The sequence below is a fragment of the Pseudomonas sp. BR20 genome (assembly GCF_050780135.1).
Classification (GTDB): Bacteria; Pseudomonadota; Gammaproteobacteria; order Pseudomonadales; family Pseudomonadaceae; genus Aquipseudomonas.
Window position 1 is genome coordinate 4847482 of the sequence record NZ_CP172012.1, and the last position, 14493, is coordinate 4861974.

Below are 14493 nucleotides of genomic sequence, written 5' to 3' on the forward strand. Positions count from 1 at the left end.
TTACAGACCGGCAAATGTTTCAGCGGAATGTGCCGGGCGCCCTGAATAACAGAGGCTGCGGCCGCACAGGTCGACGCAAGCTATCAAAGGTAAACAATTGCGGTCGTTCAATCAGGTAGCCCTGAGCGTAATCCACACCGATGTCGAGCAAAGCCTGCTCGATCTGCAGTGTTTCAACGAATTCGGCAATTGTGCGCTTCCCCATGACGTGGCCGATGTGGTTGATCACTTCGACCATCGCGCGGTTAATCGGGTCGTCCAGCATATCCTTTACGAAACTTCCATCGATCTTCAGGAAGTCTACAGGTAAATGTTTCAGATACGCGAATGAGGACATTCCGGCGCAGAAGTCATCGAGGGAAAAGAAGCAACCTAAGGCTTTGAGTTCATTAATAAAGCGAATGGCACTGCCCAGATTCGCAATAGCGCTTGTTTCAGTTATTTCAAAACAAATCATTTCTGGCGGAATGCTGTAAGCCTCGAATTTCTCACGTAAAAAGCCGAGAAAATCATCGTCGCCAATCGTAATGCCTGACAGATTGATCGCACACATCGCCATAGGCCGGCCCGGGTGCTCGTGCATGCAGCGGGCAATGATCTTGAATACGTTCTCCACCACCCAACGGTCCAGAGAGGTCATCAAACCATAACGCTCGGCAGCCGGGATGAAGCTGTCGGGCAGAATGATCCGACCCGCCTCGTCGTGCAGGCGCAGCAGGATTTCAATGTGCCCATTGCCGCCGTCGGTCAACCCCAGGGGCGCAATTTCCTGGGCATACAGGCAAAACCGGTTCTCCTCCAATGCCATGTGCAGGCGTTGCACCCAGGCCATCTCGCCAAAGCGCAGGGACAGTTCGGAGTCATCGGCGTGGTACACCTGCACGCGATTGCGGCCTTTTTCCTTGGCCATGTAGCACGCCATGTCGGCGGCACGCAGGGAGGTTTCCAGGGTGGTCGGCGTGCTCGATATGTGCACCAGGCCGATACTCACGGTGGTCATGAACGGCCGCCCCTTCCACACGAAATGCAGGTTTTGAACGGTATGGCGCAGGCTCTCGGCGACTTTTTCCGCCACCGCCGCCGGGCAGTTCTCCAGCAGGATGCCGAACTCGTCGCCCCCCAGGCGCGCCAGGGTGTCGCCTTCGCGCAGGTCCGATTGCAGCAGCGCGCAGATATGCCGTAGCAACTCGTCGCCCGCCGCATGGCCGCAGGTGTCGTTGACCAGCTTGAACTGGTCGAGGTCGAGAAACATCAATGCATGTCGCCCGCCCTGGTGCTGCCCTGCCCTGTGCAGCACCTGTTCCAGGCGGTACTCGAACTCGCGACGGTTGGCCAGGCCGGTCAAAGCGTCGTGCGTGGCCTGCCACGACAGGTTGGCGATGTACTGACGCTCCTGGGTCATGTCATGCAGTACCAGCACTGCACCGCTGACCTTGCCGCCGCTGAGGATCGGCGCCCCCACCAGGGTGACGGAGACCGTGCTGCCGTCCACGCGCTGGATGGTTTTCGAATGCTCGCTGCCGCCCCTGAACCGGCCCTTGACGATGTGTTCGATCAGGGTGAAGCCATCCGGCTGCGCATTGTCATCCAGCAGGTTGAACAGTGCCGCCAGGGGCAAACCCTGGGCCTGGGCCGAATTCCAGTGGGTCATGGCCTCGGCTGCCGGGTTCATATAGGTAATGGTCCCGTCGACATCGGTGGTGATCACCCCGTCGCCAATCGACTCCAGGGTGATCTGTGCGCGCTCCTTCTCGGCCTGCAGGGCATTGGCGAACGCATGACGCTGGGTCAGCAGCTTATGGGTACGCAACAGCGCCAGCACAATCAGGCCCAGGGCCGTCGCCAGGTTGGTGATCAGCAGCAACCGCAGGATCATGCGCGAGCCTTCACCCAAGGCGTCGCTGAAGGCTTTGGCGGCTGGGGTCACACCCTCGTTGATGGCAGTGATACGAGCTTTCCACTGCCGAACATCGTTGGGATTGACCTGGTCGGCATTGATCGCTCGGTGCATCTCGCGGGCCAGGTCGTCCAACTGAACCAGGTAGCCATCGCCCACGGTCCACAGTTCAATGGCTTTTTCCAGGTAGCTGAAATGCCGAAAATTCAGGTACAGCCAGATCACGCTGGAAACATCGTCCGGGTGGTTGCCGCCCTTGAGGATACCCAGGCGCGCGGCAGCCAGGTCAGGGCTGGGGCTGTCCAGGGCGATGCGCAGTTCATGGCCGCCCTGGGGCACGGCAATGGCCTGCTGGTATTTGAGGTATGTGCCGGCGTCGCGATTATCGGCGTACAGCGTCAGGTAATAGATGGCGTCTTTCTGGCCCTTGGACCACAGGCTCTCGCCGGCCACATAGCCACGCACCGCTGAAAGCACGTAGAGGCTGACGCAACCCAACAATGCCTGGAACAGCACGACGGCAATAAAGGGCCAGACAATGCCCAGCAACCGAGGCGTTCCGAAAGTCCGCTTTTGCTTCATGAAGTCCCTTGCACATGCACTGCTGAATACGCACGCAAACACCCACTTCCGATAGCACAGCCTAGGCTAAATCAACGTACTTGCTGCAAGTGCCCATAGAGTTTGGCGTAAAGACCGCCATCGGCGATCAATTGCTGATGATCGCCATCCTCGGCAATATGACCGCCGTCAAACACTAACACTCGATCAGCTTGTTTTACCGCCGACAGACGGTGGGCGATGATCAGTGTAGTACGCCCACTGAGGAACCGTGCCAGCGCCTGGTGCAGGTTGTATTCGGTGGCGGCGTCCAGAGCGGACGTGGCCTCGTCGAGTATCACCACCTTGGGTTCGGCCAGGACCATGCGCGCAATCGCCAGGCGCTGACGCTGGCCGCCGGAAAAGCGCACGCCGGAACGCCCCACCACACTGTCCAAGCCCTGGGGCAATGCCTTGACTGTAGCCTCCAGCTGGGCGATTTCCAGCGCCTGCCAGCAAGCCTGGTCACTGCGCTCACGGCCCATGGTCAGGTTGGCGCGCACGGTGTCGTTGAACAGCGCCGGGTGTTGCAGCACCACCGCGACGTGCTCGCGAATGGTCTCCAGGCCAATCTCCTGCTGGGTGGCACCGCCAAAACGGATACTGCCCGCCTGCGGTGTGTAGAGCCCGAGCAACAGTTGCACCAGGGTGCTTTTGCCACCGCCGCTGGCGCCGACAATCGCCACCTTCTCACCGGGCGCGATGACCAGGTTCAACTGGTCGAGTACCAGGTCTTCGCCATAGCCGAAGTCCAGGCCGCGCACTTCGATGCCCACGGTTTCGCGCCCGGTGAACGGGTCTGCACCGCCGGCGTATTGCGGCTCATCGGCGCGCGCCAGCAGCTCGTTGATCCGTGTCAGCGCCCCGCCCGCCGCGTAGTAGGCGTATTGCAGGTTCAGCAGTTGCTCCACCGGTCCGATCATGAACCACAGGTAACTGAACACCGCGAGCATCTGGCCGATGGACAGGTCGGAAAACAGCACGGTGAGCATCGCCGCCGCACGGAAGATGTCGATACCAAACTGGAACAGCAAGCCACTGGCGCGGCTCGAAGCGTCGGTTTTCCATTGCGAATGAATGGCGTAGTCACGCACTTCCTGGGCTCGCTGGCCGAGGCGCCCGAGGAAAAAGCCCTGTCGGTTGCCGGCGCGCACTTCCTGGATGGCATCCAGGGTTTCGGTCAGGGCCTGGGTAAAGCGCGAGGTACTGTCGTTCTCCAGCTTCTTCAGATGCTTGACGCGCTTGCCCAACTGCACCGTGGCGTAGATCACCAACGGGTTGAACAGTAGGATCAGCAACGCGAGTTGCCAATGCATCCACACCAGAATCGCCGAGGTGCCCACCAGGGTCAGCATGGCCACCAGGAAGCGGCTGAGGGTTTCGCCGACGAATTTGTCCAGCGTGTCCAGGTCGGTGACCAGGTGGGTGGTGACCGTACCGCTGCCCAGGCTTTCGTATTCGCCGAGGGAGATGCGCTTGAGTCGCTCGATCAAACGCACGCGGATGCGATACACGATGTCCTTGGCCAAACGAGCAAACAGTCGCGCCTGCACCACGTTAAACAGCAGTGCGCCACACCGCAGGGCCAGGGTGATCAGCAGCATCAGGCCGATATAACCGGCGGCTTTCTGCCAGACCAGGGGCAATGCGTGGTTCATTACCTTGAGCGCGGCATCGCCATGGCCCAGCAGCACTTCGTCCACCAGCAACGGCAACAGCAAGGGGATCGGCACACTGCACAGCGTTGCCAGCACGGCGACGCCATTGGCGATCCACAGGGATTTCTTGTGACGCAGGGCCAGGCGGCGAACTTCCGCCCAGGTCAGTCGGTCGGTGCGTGGTGGTTGGTCATGCACAGGTTGCTCGCTCCAGCCATCGACCCAACAACGGTGACAGCTCGGACAGCGGCTGGTAGCCGTTAGTCAGCAACGCCAACTGGCCGTTACGCTCGGCGAGCAAGGTCGGAAAGCCAGCGATACCCAGGTCCTGGACCCAGGTGAAGTCAGCGGCGGTCGCGGCGTGCTGCTCGGCACGGTCGAATTCGCCGGCAAACTCGATGCGCGGGATGCCCGCCTCCTCCGCCAACTCCACCAGCACGCTGGCGAGGGTTACGTCGCGGCCCTCGACATAAAACGCGTGCTGGATCAGGCCCAGCAGTTTCCACGCACAATCCGGCGCCAGGCTGCGCGCGGTGACAATGGCACGGCACGCGGGCTCGGTGTCGTAGACAAAACCGTCGGGCAACGCGCCGTCGCGCTTGAACGGCTGGCCGGTGGCGTCGGTGACCGCCTGCCAGTGCTCGAGGATATAGCGCCGCGTGGTCGGTTCCAGTGCCGCGCCGCTGCCGGTACGAAGGCCGCCCACCACCAGGTGCACGTCCACGCCGGCCGCCTGGGCCTGCTCAACCAGCGCCTGCGCCACCGGGGCAAACCCCCAGCACCAGGAACACATCGGATCCATAACATAGAGCAGGCGCGCGGACATGGGTCAGGCCTCGGAAGGGGTTTGCTTATAGTTGAAGCCAATCGGGTGCGGCATATTGCGGGCCTTGGCCAGCTCAATCTGCTTTTGCCGGTCGATCGCGCTGCGGCGGGTTTTCTCTGGCAGCTTATCCCAGCAATGGGGGCAGCTGATGCCAGCCACATAGTGTTCGGATGCGCGGTCTTCGACGCTCACCGGTGTGCGGCAGGCATGACATTGATCGTAGTCGCCTTCGCTCAGGTCGTGGCGCACAGTGACGCGATTGTCGAACACAAAGCAGTCGCCCTGCCATTTGGTTTCTGCCTGCGGCACCTCTTCGAGGTACTTCAGGATGCCGCCCTTGAGGTGGTAGACCTCATCGAAACCTTCGCTGAGCATGTAGCTCGACGCCTTCTCGCAACGAATGCCGCCGGTGCAGAACATGGCGACCTTCTTGTGCTTGGCTGGGTCGAAGTTGGCTTTGATATAGTCGGGAAATTCGCGAAAACTGGTGGTTTTCGGGTCGATTGCGCCCTCAAAGGTGCCGATCGACACTTCGTAGTCGTTGCGGGTATCGATCAACAGCACTTCGGGGTCGCTGATCAGCGCATTCCAGTCCTGCGGGTCGACATAGGTGCCGACTTTCTTGTTCGGATCGACGCCTTCGACGCCCAGGGTCACGATCTCTTTCTTGAGCTTGACCTTGGTGCGGTAGAACGGCTGCTCATCGCAGTACGACTCTTTGTGGTCGATGTCGTCCATGCGCGGGTCATTCTTCAGCCAGGCCATCAGGCCATCAATGCCTTCGCGGCTGCCGGAAACGGTGCCGTTGATGCCTTCTTCAGCGATCAGCAAGGTGCCTTTGATGCCGTTGTCGACCATTGCCTGCAGCAGTGGCTCGCGCAGGGCGACGTAATCTTCGAGGGTGACGAACTTATACAGTGCCGCCACGACAATCGGTTGAGTCATGGGTGTTCTCTCCAGGTGGCTACCCTCGTAAGGGGTGAACCGGATGCAAAAAAAACGCGCCGGCTAAGCGGCGCGTTGCGGATTCTAGCAAATGCAGGGTTTTAGAAACACCCGCGTATCAGCTATGCCCGCCGGCGCAGGTCGGCGAGGCCGGGGCTGCGTCGATTTTCGCCCATTCATCGGGCGTGTAGGTATGCAGCGCCAGCGCATGAAATTCGCTCATCAGGTCACCCAAGGTGGCGTAGACCTTCTGATGGCGCTTGACGCGGTTAAGCCCCTCGAACTGCTGGCTGACCAGCACGGCCTTGAAGTGGGTCTGCAACCCACGGCTGTGCATATGGCTTTCATCCAGCACGCTCAAGTGGTCCGGGACCAGGGCGGCGAGCGCCGTTTCGATACGCTGTTGCATGGTCATTCCTGCTTACTTCTTCTTGGCCGGTGCAGCGGCTTTTGGCGTCAGCTCGTTGGTCATGTCTTCCAACAGTTTGTTCACCACCGGCACAGCACTTTCCAGCTTGGCCTGGGTCATCTGGGCCGATTGCTGGGTCAGCTGCGGCATTTTCTCCAGGACTTTTTTGCCCAGTGGCGACTGGTAGAAAGCAACCAGGTCCTTGAGCTCGGATTCACTGAAGTTGGTGGTGTAGAGCTTGACCATGTCCGGTTTCAGCTTCGGCCAGCCGATGGCCTGGTCCAGGGCGGCGTTGGCCTTGGCCTGGTAGCTGTCCAGTACGGACTGCTTGGCGGCAGGCGCCTTGGTCTGTTCGAAACGCTGGGCGAACATTTGCTGCACTTGCATGTACACCGGGGTACCCAGCTTGTCGGCATGGGCCAGGGTAAGGAAGGCTTCGGCACTGGCGTTGTGGCTGGCGGTATCGGCAAAAACCTGGCCGCTGGCGCAAACCAGAGCAACCGCGGTACAGATGGCACGAAGACGAGTCATCGAGTTTCCTTTCTAGCAGGCGAGGTAAGACCCCAAGGGCGCCCATTCTGCGCCTAAAAAACGCTGCGGCTCAACCCCGAGCCTTACCGGGCGCGGATTGCCGTGAATGAATCCGATGAAAAGTCTTTTAGGGAACCCCCCAGGCTGATCAGGGCCTAAACTGCGCAAACGAACCTGAAGGAGTGTGCCCGATGAGCCGTATCGAAACCGACAGCCTGGGAGAAGTGGAAGTCCCGGATGACGCTTACTGGGGCGCCCAGACCCAACGTTCGCTGGTGAATTTCGCCATCGGCGAGCAGCGCATGCCCCTGGCGGTACTGCACGCGCTGGCCCTGATCAAGAAGGCCGCCGCCCGGGTCAACGACCGCAACGGCGACCTGCCCGCCGACATCGCCCGCCTGATCGAACAGGCCGCCGACGAAGTGCTCGATGGCCAACATGATGACCAGTTCCCCCTGGTCGTCTGGCAAACCGGCAGCGGCACCCAGAGCAACATGAACGCCAACGAGGTCATTGCCGGCCGTGCCAACGAGCTGTCGGGCAAGCCCCGTGGCGGCAAAAGCCCGGTGCACCCCAACGATCATGTGAACCGCTCCCAAAGCTCCAACGACTGCTTCCCTACGGCCATGAGCATTGCGGCGGTGCAAGCGGTGCACCAGCAGTTGTTGCCGGCGATCAATACGCTGTCCGGCGGCCTCGCGGAATTGTCGGCACGCCATGCAAAGCTGGTGAAGACGGGCCGCACCCACATGATGGACGCCACGCCGATCACCTTCGGCCAGGAAATCTCGGCGTTTATCGCCCAACTCGACTACGCCGAACGCGCGATCCGCAGCGCCCTGCCCCAGGTGTGCGAGCTGGCCCAGGGCGGTACGGCGGTGGGCACCGGGCTCAATGCGCCCCATGGCTTCAGTGAGGCGATTGCCTCGGAATTGGCAGCCTTATCGGGCCTGCCCTTCGTCACCGCGCCGAACAAATTCGCCGCGCTGGCCGGCCATGAACCGATAGTGACCTTGCACGGCGCCCTGAAAACCCTGGCCGTGGCCCTGATGAAAATCGCCAACGACCTGCGTCTGCTGGGCTCCGGCCCGCGGGCCGGCCTTGCGGAGGTAAAACTGCCGGCCAACGAGCCGGGCAGCTCGATCATGCCCGGCAAGGTCAACCCGACCCAGTGCGAAGCGCTGTCGATGCTGGCCTGCCAGGTACTGGGCAATGACGTGACCATCGGCATCGCGGCGAGCCAAGGGCATTTGCAGTTGAACGTGTACAAGCCGGTGATCATCCACAACCTGCTGGAATCGATCCGCCTGCTGGCCGATGGCTGCAATAACTTCCAGGAGCACTGCATCGCCGGCCTCGAACCCGACGCCGGGAAAATGGCCGAGCACCTGGAGCGCGGGCTGATGCTGGTCACGGCGCTCAACCCGCACATCGGCTATGACAAGTCGGCAGAGATCGCCAAGAAGGCCTACGCCGAAGGTTTGACCCTTCGGGAAGCAGCGCTGGACCTGGGCTACCTCACCGACGCAGAGTTCGACCAGTGGGTACGCCCGGAAAACATGCTGGGCGCCTAAGACGCCATGCGTAGCCGCCGGGCCTTGAGCCCGGCGAGCAACGACGGCGCCAGCGCGACCGCCGCCGACCCCATGACCACCACCAACGCGCCGAAATAGCCCAAGGCATTGATCTCTTCGGCCTGCACATAGTGGGGCCACAACCACGCCGCCAACGCCACCGCGACAAAGGTCACCAACGGCGTCAGTGCCAGGGTCGCACTCACCCGAGAGGCTTCCCAGTGGGCCAGGGCTTCGGCAAATGCGCCGTAGGCCACCAGTGTGTTCATGCAGCACGCCAGCAACAGCCAGCCTTGCAGCGGACTCAGGTCCAAAGCCTTCAGCGGATGCGCCCAAGGCGTCAGCAGCACGGCGCAAGACAGATAGATCACCATCATCACTTGCAGCGAATTCCATACCGTCAGCAACTGCTTCTGGCCCAGGGCGTAGAACACCCAGATCGAAGTGGCGAGCAGGATCGTCAGCACACCGGCGGAATAAGCGCCGAGGGACGTCAGCAACTCCTCCAGGCGTTGGTTGAAGAACAGACCGAAGCCGACGATCAGCACCACCAGGCCCACGCTCTGCCCGACGCTGAAACGTTCCTTGAACACAAACACGCTGGCAATCATCAGGAAGATCGGCCCCATCTGCACCACCAGTTGCGCAGTACCGGGGCTGAGCACTTTCAGGCCCACCAGGTACAACACGTAGTTGCCCACCAGGCCGCACACCGCCATCGCCACCAGCCAGCGGCCCTTGGGGCCGAGCACTTTACGACTGGGCAGGCGCTGGGTCGCGGCGAGGTACACGAACAGGCAACTGCCGGCGACCACCATGCGAAACCAGGTGACGGTGATCGGGTCCATCACCTGCAAGACTTGCTTGAGTTTGATCGGCAGAATGCCCCAGAGCAGCGCGGTCAGCAGGGTCAGGAAAAAACCGTAGACCCAGCGGCCGGAAGAGATGTGCATGAGCGCCCCAGAAAATGCCAGAGGTGGAGGAGCGGCCATTCTAGGGGCAAGTGGACGAATTGGGATATGGCGCTGCTTACCTGTGGGAGGGGCACGCTCCCTCCCACATTTAACTTAGCGCACGGCTTCGAACAGCCCCGTGGCGCCCATGCCGCCGCCCACGCACATGGTGACGATGCCATAACGCAAATTACGCCGCTGCAACTCACGCACCAGATGCCCTACCTGGCGCGAGCCGGTCATGCCAAACGGGTGGCCGATGGAAATCGAGCCGCCGTTGACGTTGTACCTGGCGTTGTCGATTTCCAGGCGATTGCGCGCATACAGGCACTGCGAAGCAAATGCCTCGTTGAGTTCCCACAGGTCGATGTCCGCCACCTGCAAGCCCCGCGCCTTGAGCAGCTTGGGCACCGAGAACACCGGGCCGATGCCCATCTCATCCGGCTCGCAACCGGCCACGGTGAAACCGCGGAAGAACGCCTTGGGCTTGAGCCCCAACGCCAGGGCTTTCTCCAGGCTCATCACCAGCGTCATGGAGGCGCCGTCGGAGAGCTGCGACGAGTTACCCGCCGTCACCGAGCCGTCTTCGGCAAACACCGGCTTCAACCCAGACAGGCTGGCCAACGTGGTGTCCGGGCGATTGCAGTCATCGCGATCAACGACGCCGTCGAGGATTTGTACGGCGCCAGTGTGCTTGTCCTCGACCTTGTACTTGACCGCCATCGGCACGATTTCATCATCAAACAAGCCATCCGCCTGAGCCTGAGCCGTGCGCTGCTGGCTTTGCAGGGCATAAAGGTCCTGCTCTTCGCGGCTGACGTTATAGCGGCGGGCGACGATTTCGGCGGTCTGGCCCATGGGGAAGTAGATGCCCGGCACCTGTTCCTTGAGCAATGGGTTGATCAGGTTATCGGTGTTGACGCTTTTCATGGTCAGACTGATGGATTCGACGCCGCCGGCAACGATGATCTCGCTGCAGCCCGACGCGATCTGGTTGGCCGCAATCGCAATCGCCTGCAAACCCGACGAACAGAACCGGTTGAGGGTCATGCCCGCCGTGCCGGTACCCAATTGCGACAGCACTGCCACGTTGCGCCCGATGTTGTAGCCCTGGGCGCCTTCGTTGGAACCGGCACCGACGATGCAATCCTCGACGCTGGCCGGGTCGATGCCGTTGCGGGTCAGCAGCGCGTTGACGCAATGGGCCGCCATGTCATCCGGGCGAGTCTGGTTGAACTTGCCGCGAAAGGATTTGGCCAGGCCGGTTCGCACGCTGTCGACGATCACTACTTCACGCATGGGCTACCTCGATCTTGTCGTTGTGGGGAGATGGATCGAGGATAGATCCAGGCCTGCCCCACCGCGACGATCATTCACCCGGCGTATACAAAAACATGGTGACGAAAATAAACCTGTGGCGGGCAGGTCTGTTGTGGCCAGTGGTTATTTCTTTTTCTTCTTGTCGTGCTTGTCAGCCTTGGCGAAGGCTTCCTCCAAGGCCAGGTTGATGGTGCGCAACACCTTGACCCGCGCCCAGCGTTTATCATTGGCTTCCACCAGCGTCCACGGCGAGACCTCGGTGCTGGTGCGGTCGACCATATCGCCCACGGCGGCGCGGTAGTCGTCCCATTTGTCGCGGTTGCGCCAGTCGTCTTCGGTGATCTTGAAGCGCTTGAAGGGAATTTCCTCACGGGCCTGGAAACGTTCAAGTTGGGTCTGCTTGTCGATGGCCAGCCAGAACTTGACCACGATCACACCCGCGTCACGCAATTGCTCTTCAAAATCATTGATCTCGCCATAGGCGCGCATCCAGTCGGCCGGCGTGCAGAAGCCCTCGATGCGCTCCACCAGTACGCGGCCGTACCACGAGCGGTCGAACACGGTGAACTTGCCCCGCGCCGGGATCTTCTGCCAGAACCGCCACAGGTACGGCTGGGCGCGCTCATCCTCGGTCGGTGCGGCGATCGGCACGATGTGGTACTGGCGCGGGTCGAGCGCAGCCGCCACCCGCCGGATCGCGCCGCCCTTGCCGGCCGCGTCGTTCCCTTCAAAGACCGTCACCAGCGCGTGCTTGCGCATGCGCTTGTCGCGCATCAGGCCAGAGAAGCGCGCCTGCTCGGTAATCAGTTGTTCTTCGTAGTCGTCCTTGTCCAGGCTCAGGGTCATGTCGAGGCTGTTGAGCAAGCTCATTTGGTCCACGGACGACGGCAACGGTGCCGGGTTCATGCCGCTGGCCTTGCCCTTGGGCAGCTTCAGGGCATTCTGCAGGCCTTCGAGCAGGATCTTGCCCACGGTGAGGCTGCGGTAGTTGGCGTCGACGCCTTCGATCACATGCCAGGGTGCGTAATCGCGGCTGGTACGGCGCAGGATGCGCTCGCCGAAATGCACGAACTTGTCGTAGGTCTCGGACTGCTGCCAGTCCAGCGGGCTGATGCGCCAGCTGTGCAGCGGGTCGTCGGCCAGGGCCTTGAGCCGGGCCTTCATTTGCTTCTTGGACAGGTGGAACCAGAACTTGAAGATCAGCGCGCCTTCATCGCAGAACATCTTCTCCAGGCGCTCGGCACCGGCGATGGCCTGGTCGAGCCGCGCGTCCTTGATCTCGCCGTGGACCCGGCCCTGCAGCATCTGGCTGTACCAGTTGCCGAAAAAGATACCCATGCGGCCTTTGGCAGGCAGTTGGCGCCAATAGCGCCAGGCCGGCGGGCGCGCCAGTTCTTCGTCGGTCTGCTGGTCGAAGGTACGCACCTCGATCAGGCGCGGGTCCATCCATTCATTCAGCAGTTTGACCGTCTCACCTTTACCGGCGCCTTCGATGCCATTGATCAGGATGATCACCGGGAAGCGCTTTTGCTGTTGCAGTTCGTACTGCACCTCCAGCAAGGCTTCGCGCAGGGCCGGCACTTCGGCGTCGTAGGTGTCTTTGTCGATGGCGTGACCGATTTCGGCAGATTCGAACATGGGCGGCTCCGTTCCAGAATTCAGCAAGACTAGCGGATTGGGCAGCGCGGCGTGCCAGGAAATTCCACTGCCGCTTGCCATGGATCAATGACGCGCCCGTTGATCGGCTAGAATGGCCGCCTTGCCTTTACCGAGCCGCCCATGAATCCCGTAACCCACGCCCAGCTCGACTGGGATGACCAAGGTCGCCCGCACTCGCGGGTGTTCGATGACGTGTACTTCTCTGACCAATCGGGCCTGGAAGAAACCCGCTACGTGTTCCTCCAACAGAACCGTTTGCAGGAACGCTTCGCCGCACTGCCGGCGGGCGGGCGTCTGGTGATTGGCGAAACCGGCTTCGGCACCGGCCTGAATTTTCTCTGCGCCTGGCAGTTGTTCGAGCAACACGCAGTGGCCGGCGCGCGCCTGCATTTTGTCAGCGTGGAAAAGTACCCGCTGAGCCCCGTCGACCTGCAACGCGCCCTCGCCCTCTGGCCGGAGCTGGCGCCGTTCGCCGAGCAACTGCTAGCGCAATACATCGCCATCCACCAAGGCTTCCAGCGCCTGGTGCTGGATAACGGCCGCGTCACCCTCACGCTGCTGATCGGCGATGCCCTGGAGCAACTGCCGCAACTGGATGCGCAGATCGACGCGTGGTTTCTCGACGGTTTCGCCCCGGCGAAAAACCCCGAGATGTGGACCGCCGAACTGTTCGCTGAATTGGCACGCCTGGCCGCGCCGGGCTCGACCATCAGCACCTTCACCAGCACCGGCTGGGTACGGCGCCTGATCAACGCCGCCGGCTTCAAGATGAAACGCACGCCGGGCATCGGCCACAAGTGGGAAATCCTGCGCGGGGAGTTTCTCGGCTGGCCGGCCGAGACCCCGGCACCGGCCGCCGCCAAGCCCTGGTTCGCGCGCCCGCCCGCACACAACGGCGAGCGCCACGCCTTGGTGATCGGCGGCGGCCTGGCCGGCTGCGCCAGCGCGGCCAGCCTGGCGGCGCGGGGTTGGCAGGTCAGCCTGCTGGAGCGCCATGACGGCCTGGCCCAGGAAGCCTCGGGCAACCCGCAGGGCGTTTTGTACCTCAAGCTGTCCGCCCATGGCACGGCCTTGTCGCAGATGATTGTGAGCGGGTTCGGGCATACCCGGCGCCTGCTCGAGCACCTGCAACGCGGCGTGGATTGGGACGGGTGCGGCGTGCTGCAACTGGGGTTCAATGCCAAGGAGGCCGAACGCCAGGCGAAACTGGCCGAGGCGTTCGCTCCAGCGTTGCTGCAGTTGCTGGACCGCGACCAGGCCCAGATTCGCGCCGGGGTGGGCCTGGAGCATGGTGGGTTGTTTTTCCCCGAGGGCGGCTGGGTGCATCCGCCCGCCCTGTGCCAGTGGCAGGCAAGCCAGCCAGGCATCGAGGTGCACGCCCACCATGATGTGCTGGAACTGCGCAAAGTCGGCGCTCAATGGCAGGCCTGGGACGGTGATCGCCTGCTGGCCAGCGCCCCCGTGGTGGTGCTGGCCGGCGCGGCCGAGGTCAAGCGCTTTGCCGCCAGCGCCGAGCTCCCCCTCAAGCGCATCCGCGGGCAGATCACCCGCTTGCCCCAGACCGCCGACAGCCAGGCCCTGGCCACCGTGGTGTGTGCCGAAGGCTATGTGGCGCCGGCTCGGCTGGGCGAGCACACACTGGGGGCCAGCTTTGATTTCAACAACGATGACCTCACCCCCACCGCCGCCGAACACGCTGGAAACCTTGAGCTACTGCAAGAGATTTCCCCGGACCTGGCACAGCGCCTGCACGCCGCCGACCTTGCCGCAGACACGCTGGAAGGCCGCGCAGCATTTCGCTGCACCAGCCCGGACTACTTGCCGATTGTCGGGCCGCTGGCCGACACCCTGGCGTTCGCCCAGGCCTACGACGCGCTACGCAAAGATGCCCGCCACACGCCACAGGCCACCTGCCCGTGGCTGGACGGCCTGTACCTCAACAGCGGCCACGGCTCGCGAGGCCTGATCACCGCGCCGCTGTCCGGCGAGTTGCTGGCGGCGTGGCTGGATAACGAACCGCTGCCTCTGCCCCGCAGCGTCGCCGAGGCCTGCCACCCGAATCGCTTTGCGGTGCGCGCGTTGGTTCGCAGCAACGTTGCAAAAACGGCCCCGTAGGCGGCG

At 62.2% G+C, this 14493-nt stretch carries 11 protein-coding genes; 2 read left to right on the forward strand and 9 right to left on the reverse strand.

Going from position 1 to position 14493, the window contains the following annotated elements:
• Positions 1 to 19 precede the first annotated feature (19 nt).
• The 6 genes from ACHPFG_RS22285 to ACHPFG_RS22310 all read right to left on the reverse strand — a co-directional run bounded on the left by ACHPFG_RS22285 (position 20) and on the right by ACHPFG_RS22310 (position 6866).
• Positions 20 to 2479 carry an EAL domain-containing protein gene (locus ACHPFG_RS22285; protein ID WP_431700451.1) on the reverse strand — a complete coding sequence of 820 codons (2460 nt, stop codon included), beginning with the start codon at positions 2477 to 2479 and terminating at the stop codon, positions 20 to 22.
• A 71-nt stretch (positions 2480 to 2550) separates the two neighbouring features.
• Positions 2551 to 4353: an ABC transporter ATP-binding protein gene (locus ACHPFG_RS22290; protein ID WP_431700452.1), complete on the reverse strand. Its 1803-nt coding sequence runs from the start codon at positions 4351 to 4353 to the stop codon at positions 2551 to 2553.
• Positions 4346 to 4948 (reverse strand): DsbA family protein, encoded by a 603-nt coding sequence (locus ACHPFG_RS22295; RefSeq protein WP_431703511.1) that lies wholly within the window; start codon positions 4946 to 4948, stop codon positions 4346 to 4348. Before ACHPFG_RS22295 ends, ACHPFG_RS22290 begins: the two co-directional genes overlap by 8 nt.
• Positions 4949 to 4984: 36 nt before the next feature.
• Entirely contained in the window at positions 4985 to 5926 is a 942-nt protein-coding gene (locus ACHPFG_RS22300; protein ID WP_131700399.1) for a rhodanese-related sulfurtransferase, read from the reverse strand.
• A gap of 118 nt (positions 5927 to 6044) precedes the next feature.
• Positions 6045 to 6341 (reverse strand): BolA family protein, encoded by a 297-nt coding sequence (locus ACHPFG_RS22305; protein WP_431700453.1) that lies wholly within the window; start codon positions 6339 to 6341, stop codon positions 6045 to 6047.
• 6 nt (positions 6342 to 6347) lie between these two features.
• Positions 6348 to 6866, reverse strand: coding sequence for a DUF2059 domain-containing protein (locus ACHPFG_RS22310; RefSeq protein WP_003236690.1), 519 nt, complete (start codon positions 6864 to 6866; stop codon positions 6348 to 6350).
• A gap of 191 nt (positions 6867 to 7057) precedes the next feature.
• Here ACHPFG_RS22310 and ACHPFG_RS22315 point away from each other — a divergent pair, with 191 nt between their 5' ends.
• Positions 7058 to 8440, forward strand: coding sequence for a class II fumarate hydratase (locus tag ACHPFG_RS22315; RefSeq protein WP_145336465.1), 1383 nt, complete (start codon positions 7058 to 7060; stop codon positions 8438 to 8440).
• On the opposite strand, the gene ACHPFG_RS22320 is transcribed toward ACHPFG_RS22315, so the two are convergent.
• The 3 genes from ACHPFG_RS22320 to pap all read right to left on the reverse strand — a co-directional run bounded on the left by ACHPFG_RS22320 (position 8437) and on the right by pap (position 12351).
• Positions 8437 to 9393 (reverse strand): DMT family transporter, encoded by a 957-nt coding sequence (locus ACHPFG_RS22320; RefSeq protein WP_431700454.1) that lies wholly within the window; start codon positions 9391 to 9393, stop codon positions 8437 to 8439. The two genes, ACHPFG_RS22315 and ACHPFG_RS22320, sit on opposite strands and share 4 nt — an antisense overlap.
• A 114-nt stretch (positions 9394 to 9507) precedes the next feature.
• A complete protein-coding gene (locus tag ACHPFG_RS22325) occupies positions 9508 to 10692 on the reverse strand; it encodes a thiolase family protein (RefSeq protein WP_167656420.1) in 1185 nt (394 codons plus the stop codon).
• A gap of 144 nt (positions 10693 to 10836) precedes the next feature.
• A complete protein-coding gene (gene pap, locus ACHPFG_RS22330) occupies positions 10837 to 12351 on the reverse strand; it encodes a polyphosphate:AMP phosphotransferase (protein WP_131700394.1) in 1515 nt (504 codons plus the stop codon).
• Positions 12352 to 12492: 141 nt separating this feature from the next.
• Here pap and mnmC point away from each other — a divergent pair, with 141 nt between their 5' ends.
• Positions 12493 to 14487 carry a bifunctional tRNA (5-methylaminomethyl-2-thiouridine)(34)-methyltransferase MnmD/FAD-dependent 5-carboxymethylaminomethyl-2-thiouridine(34) oxidoreductase MnmC gene (mnmC, locus tag ACHPFG_RS22335; protein WP_431700455.1) on the forward strand — a complete coding sequence of 665 codons (1995 nt, stop codon included), beginning with the start codon at positions 12493 to 12495 and terminating at the stop codon, positions 14485 to 14487.
• Positions 14488 to 14493: the final 6 nt, after the last annotated feature.

What these genes read in the sequence shown, in the direction of transcription:
- ACHPFG_RS22285 (WP_431700451.1), bottom strand. Translation starts at nt 2,479, where the DNA reads ATGAAGCAAAAGCGGACTTTCGGAACGCCTCGGTTGCTGGGCATTGTC.
- pap (WP_131700394.1), bottom strand. Translation starts at nt 12,351, where the DNA reads ATGTTCGAATCTGCCGAAATCGGTCACGCCATCGACAAAGACACCTAC.
- ACHPFG_RS22310 (WP_003236690.1), bottom strand. Translation starts at nt 6,866, where the DNA reads ATGACTCGTCTTCGTGCCATCTGTACCGCGGTTGCTCTGGTTTGCGCC.
- ACHPFG_RS22320 (WP_431700454.1), bottom strand. Translation starts at nt 9,393, where the DNA reads ATGCACATCTCTTCCGGCCGCTGGGTCTACGGTTTTTTCCTGACCCTG.
- ACHPFG_RS22300 (WP_131700399.1), bottom strand. Translation starts at nt 5,926, where the DNA reads ATGACTCAACCGATTGTCGTGGCGGCACTGTATAAGTTCGTCACCCTC.
- ACHPFG_RS22305 (WP_431700453.1), bottom strand. Translation starts at nt 6,341, where the DNA reads ATGACCATGCAACAGCGTATCGAAACGGCGCTCGCCGCCCTGGTCCCG.
- ACHPFG_RS22315 (WP_145336465.1), top strand. Translation starts at nt 7,058, where the DNA reads ATGAGCCGTATCGAAACCGACAGCCTGGGAGAAGTGGAAGTCCCGGAT.
- ACHPFG_RS22325 (WP_167656420.1), bottom strand. Translation starts at nt 10,692, where the DNA reads ATGCGTGAAGTAGTGATCGTCGACAGCGTGCGAACCGGCCTGGCCAAA.
- ACHPFG_RS22295 (WP_431703511.1), bottom strand. Translation starts at nt 4,948, where the DNA reads ATGTGTTCCTGGTGCTGGGGGTTTGCCCCGGTGGCGCAGGCGCTGGTT.
- mnmC (WP_431700455.1), top strand. Translation starts at nt 12,493, where the DNA reads ATGAATCCCGTAACCCACGCCCAGCTCGACTGGGATGACCAAGGTCGC.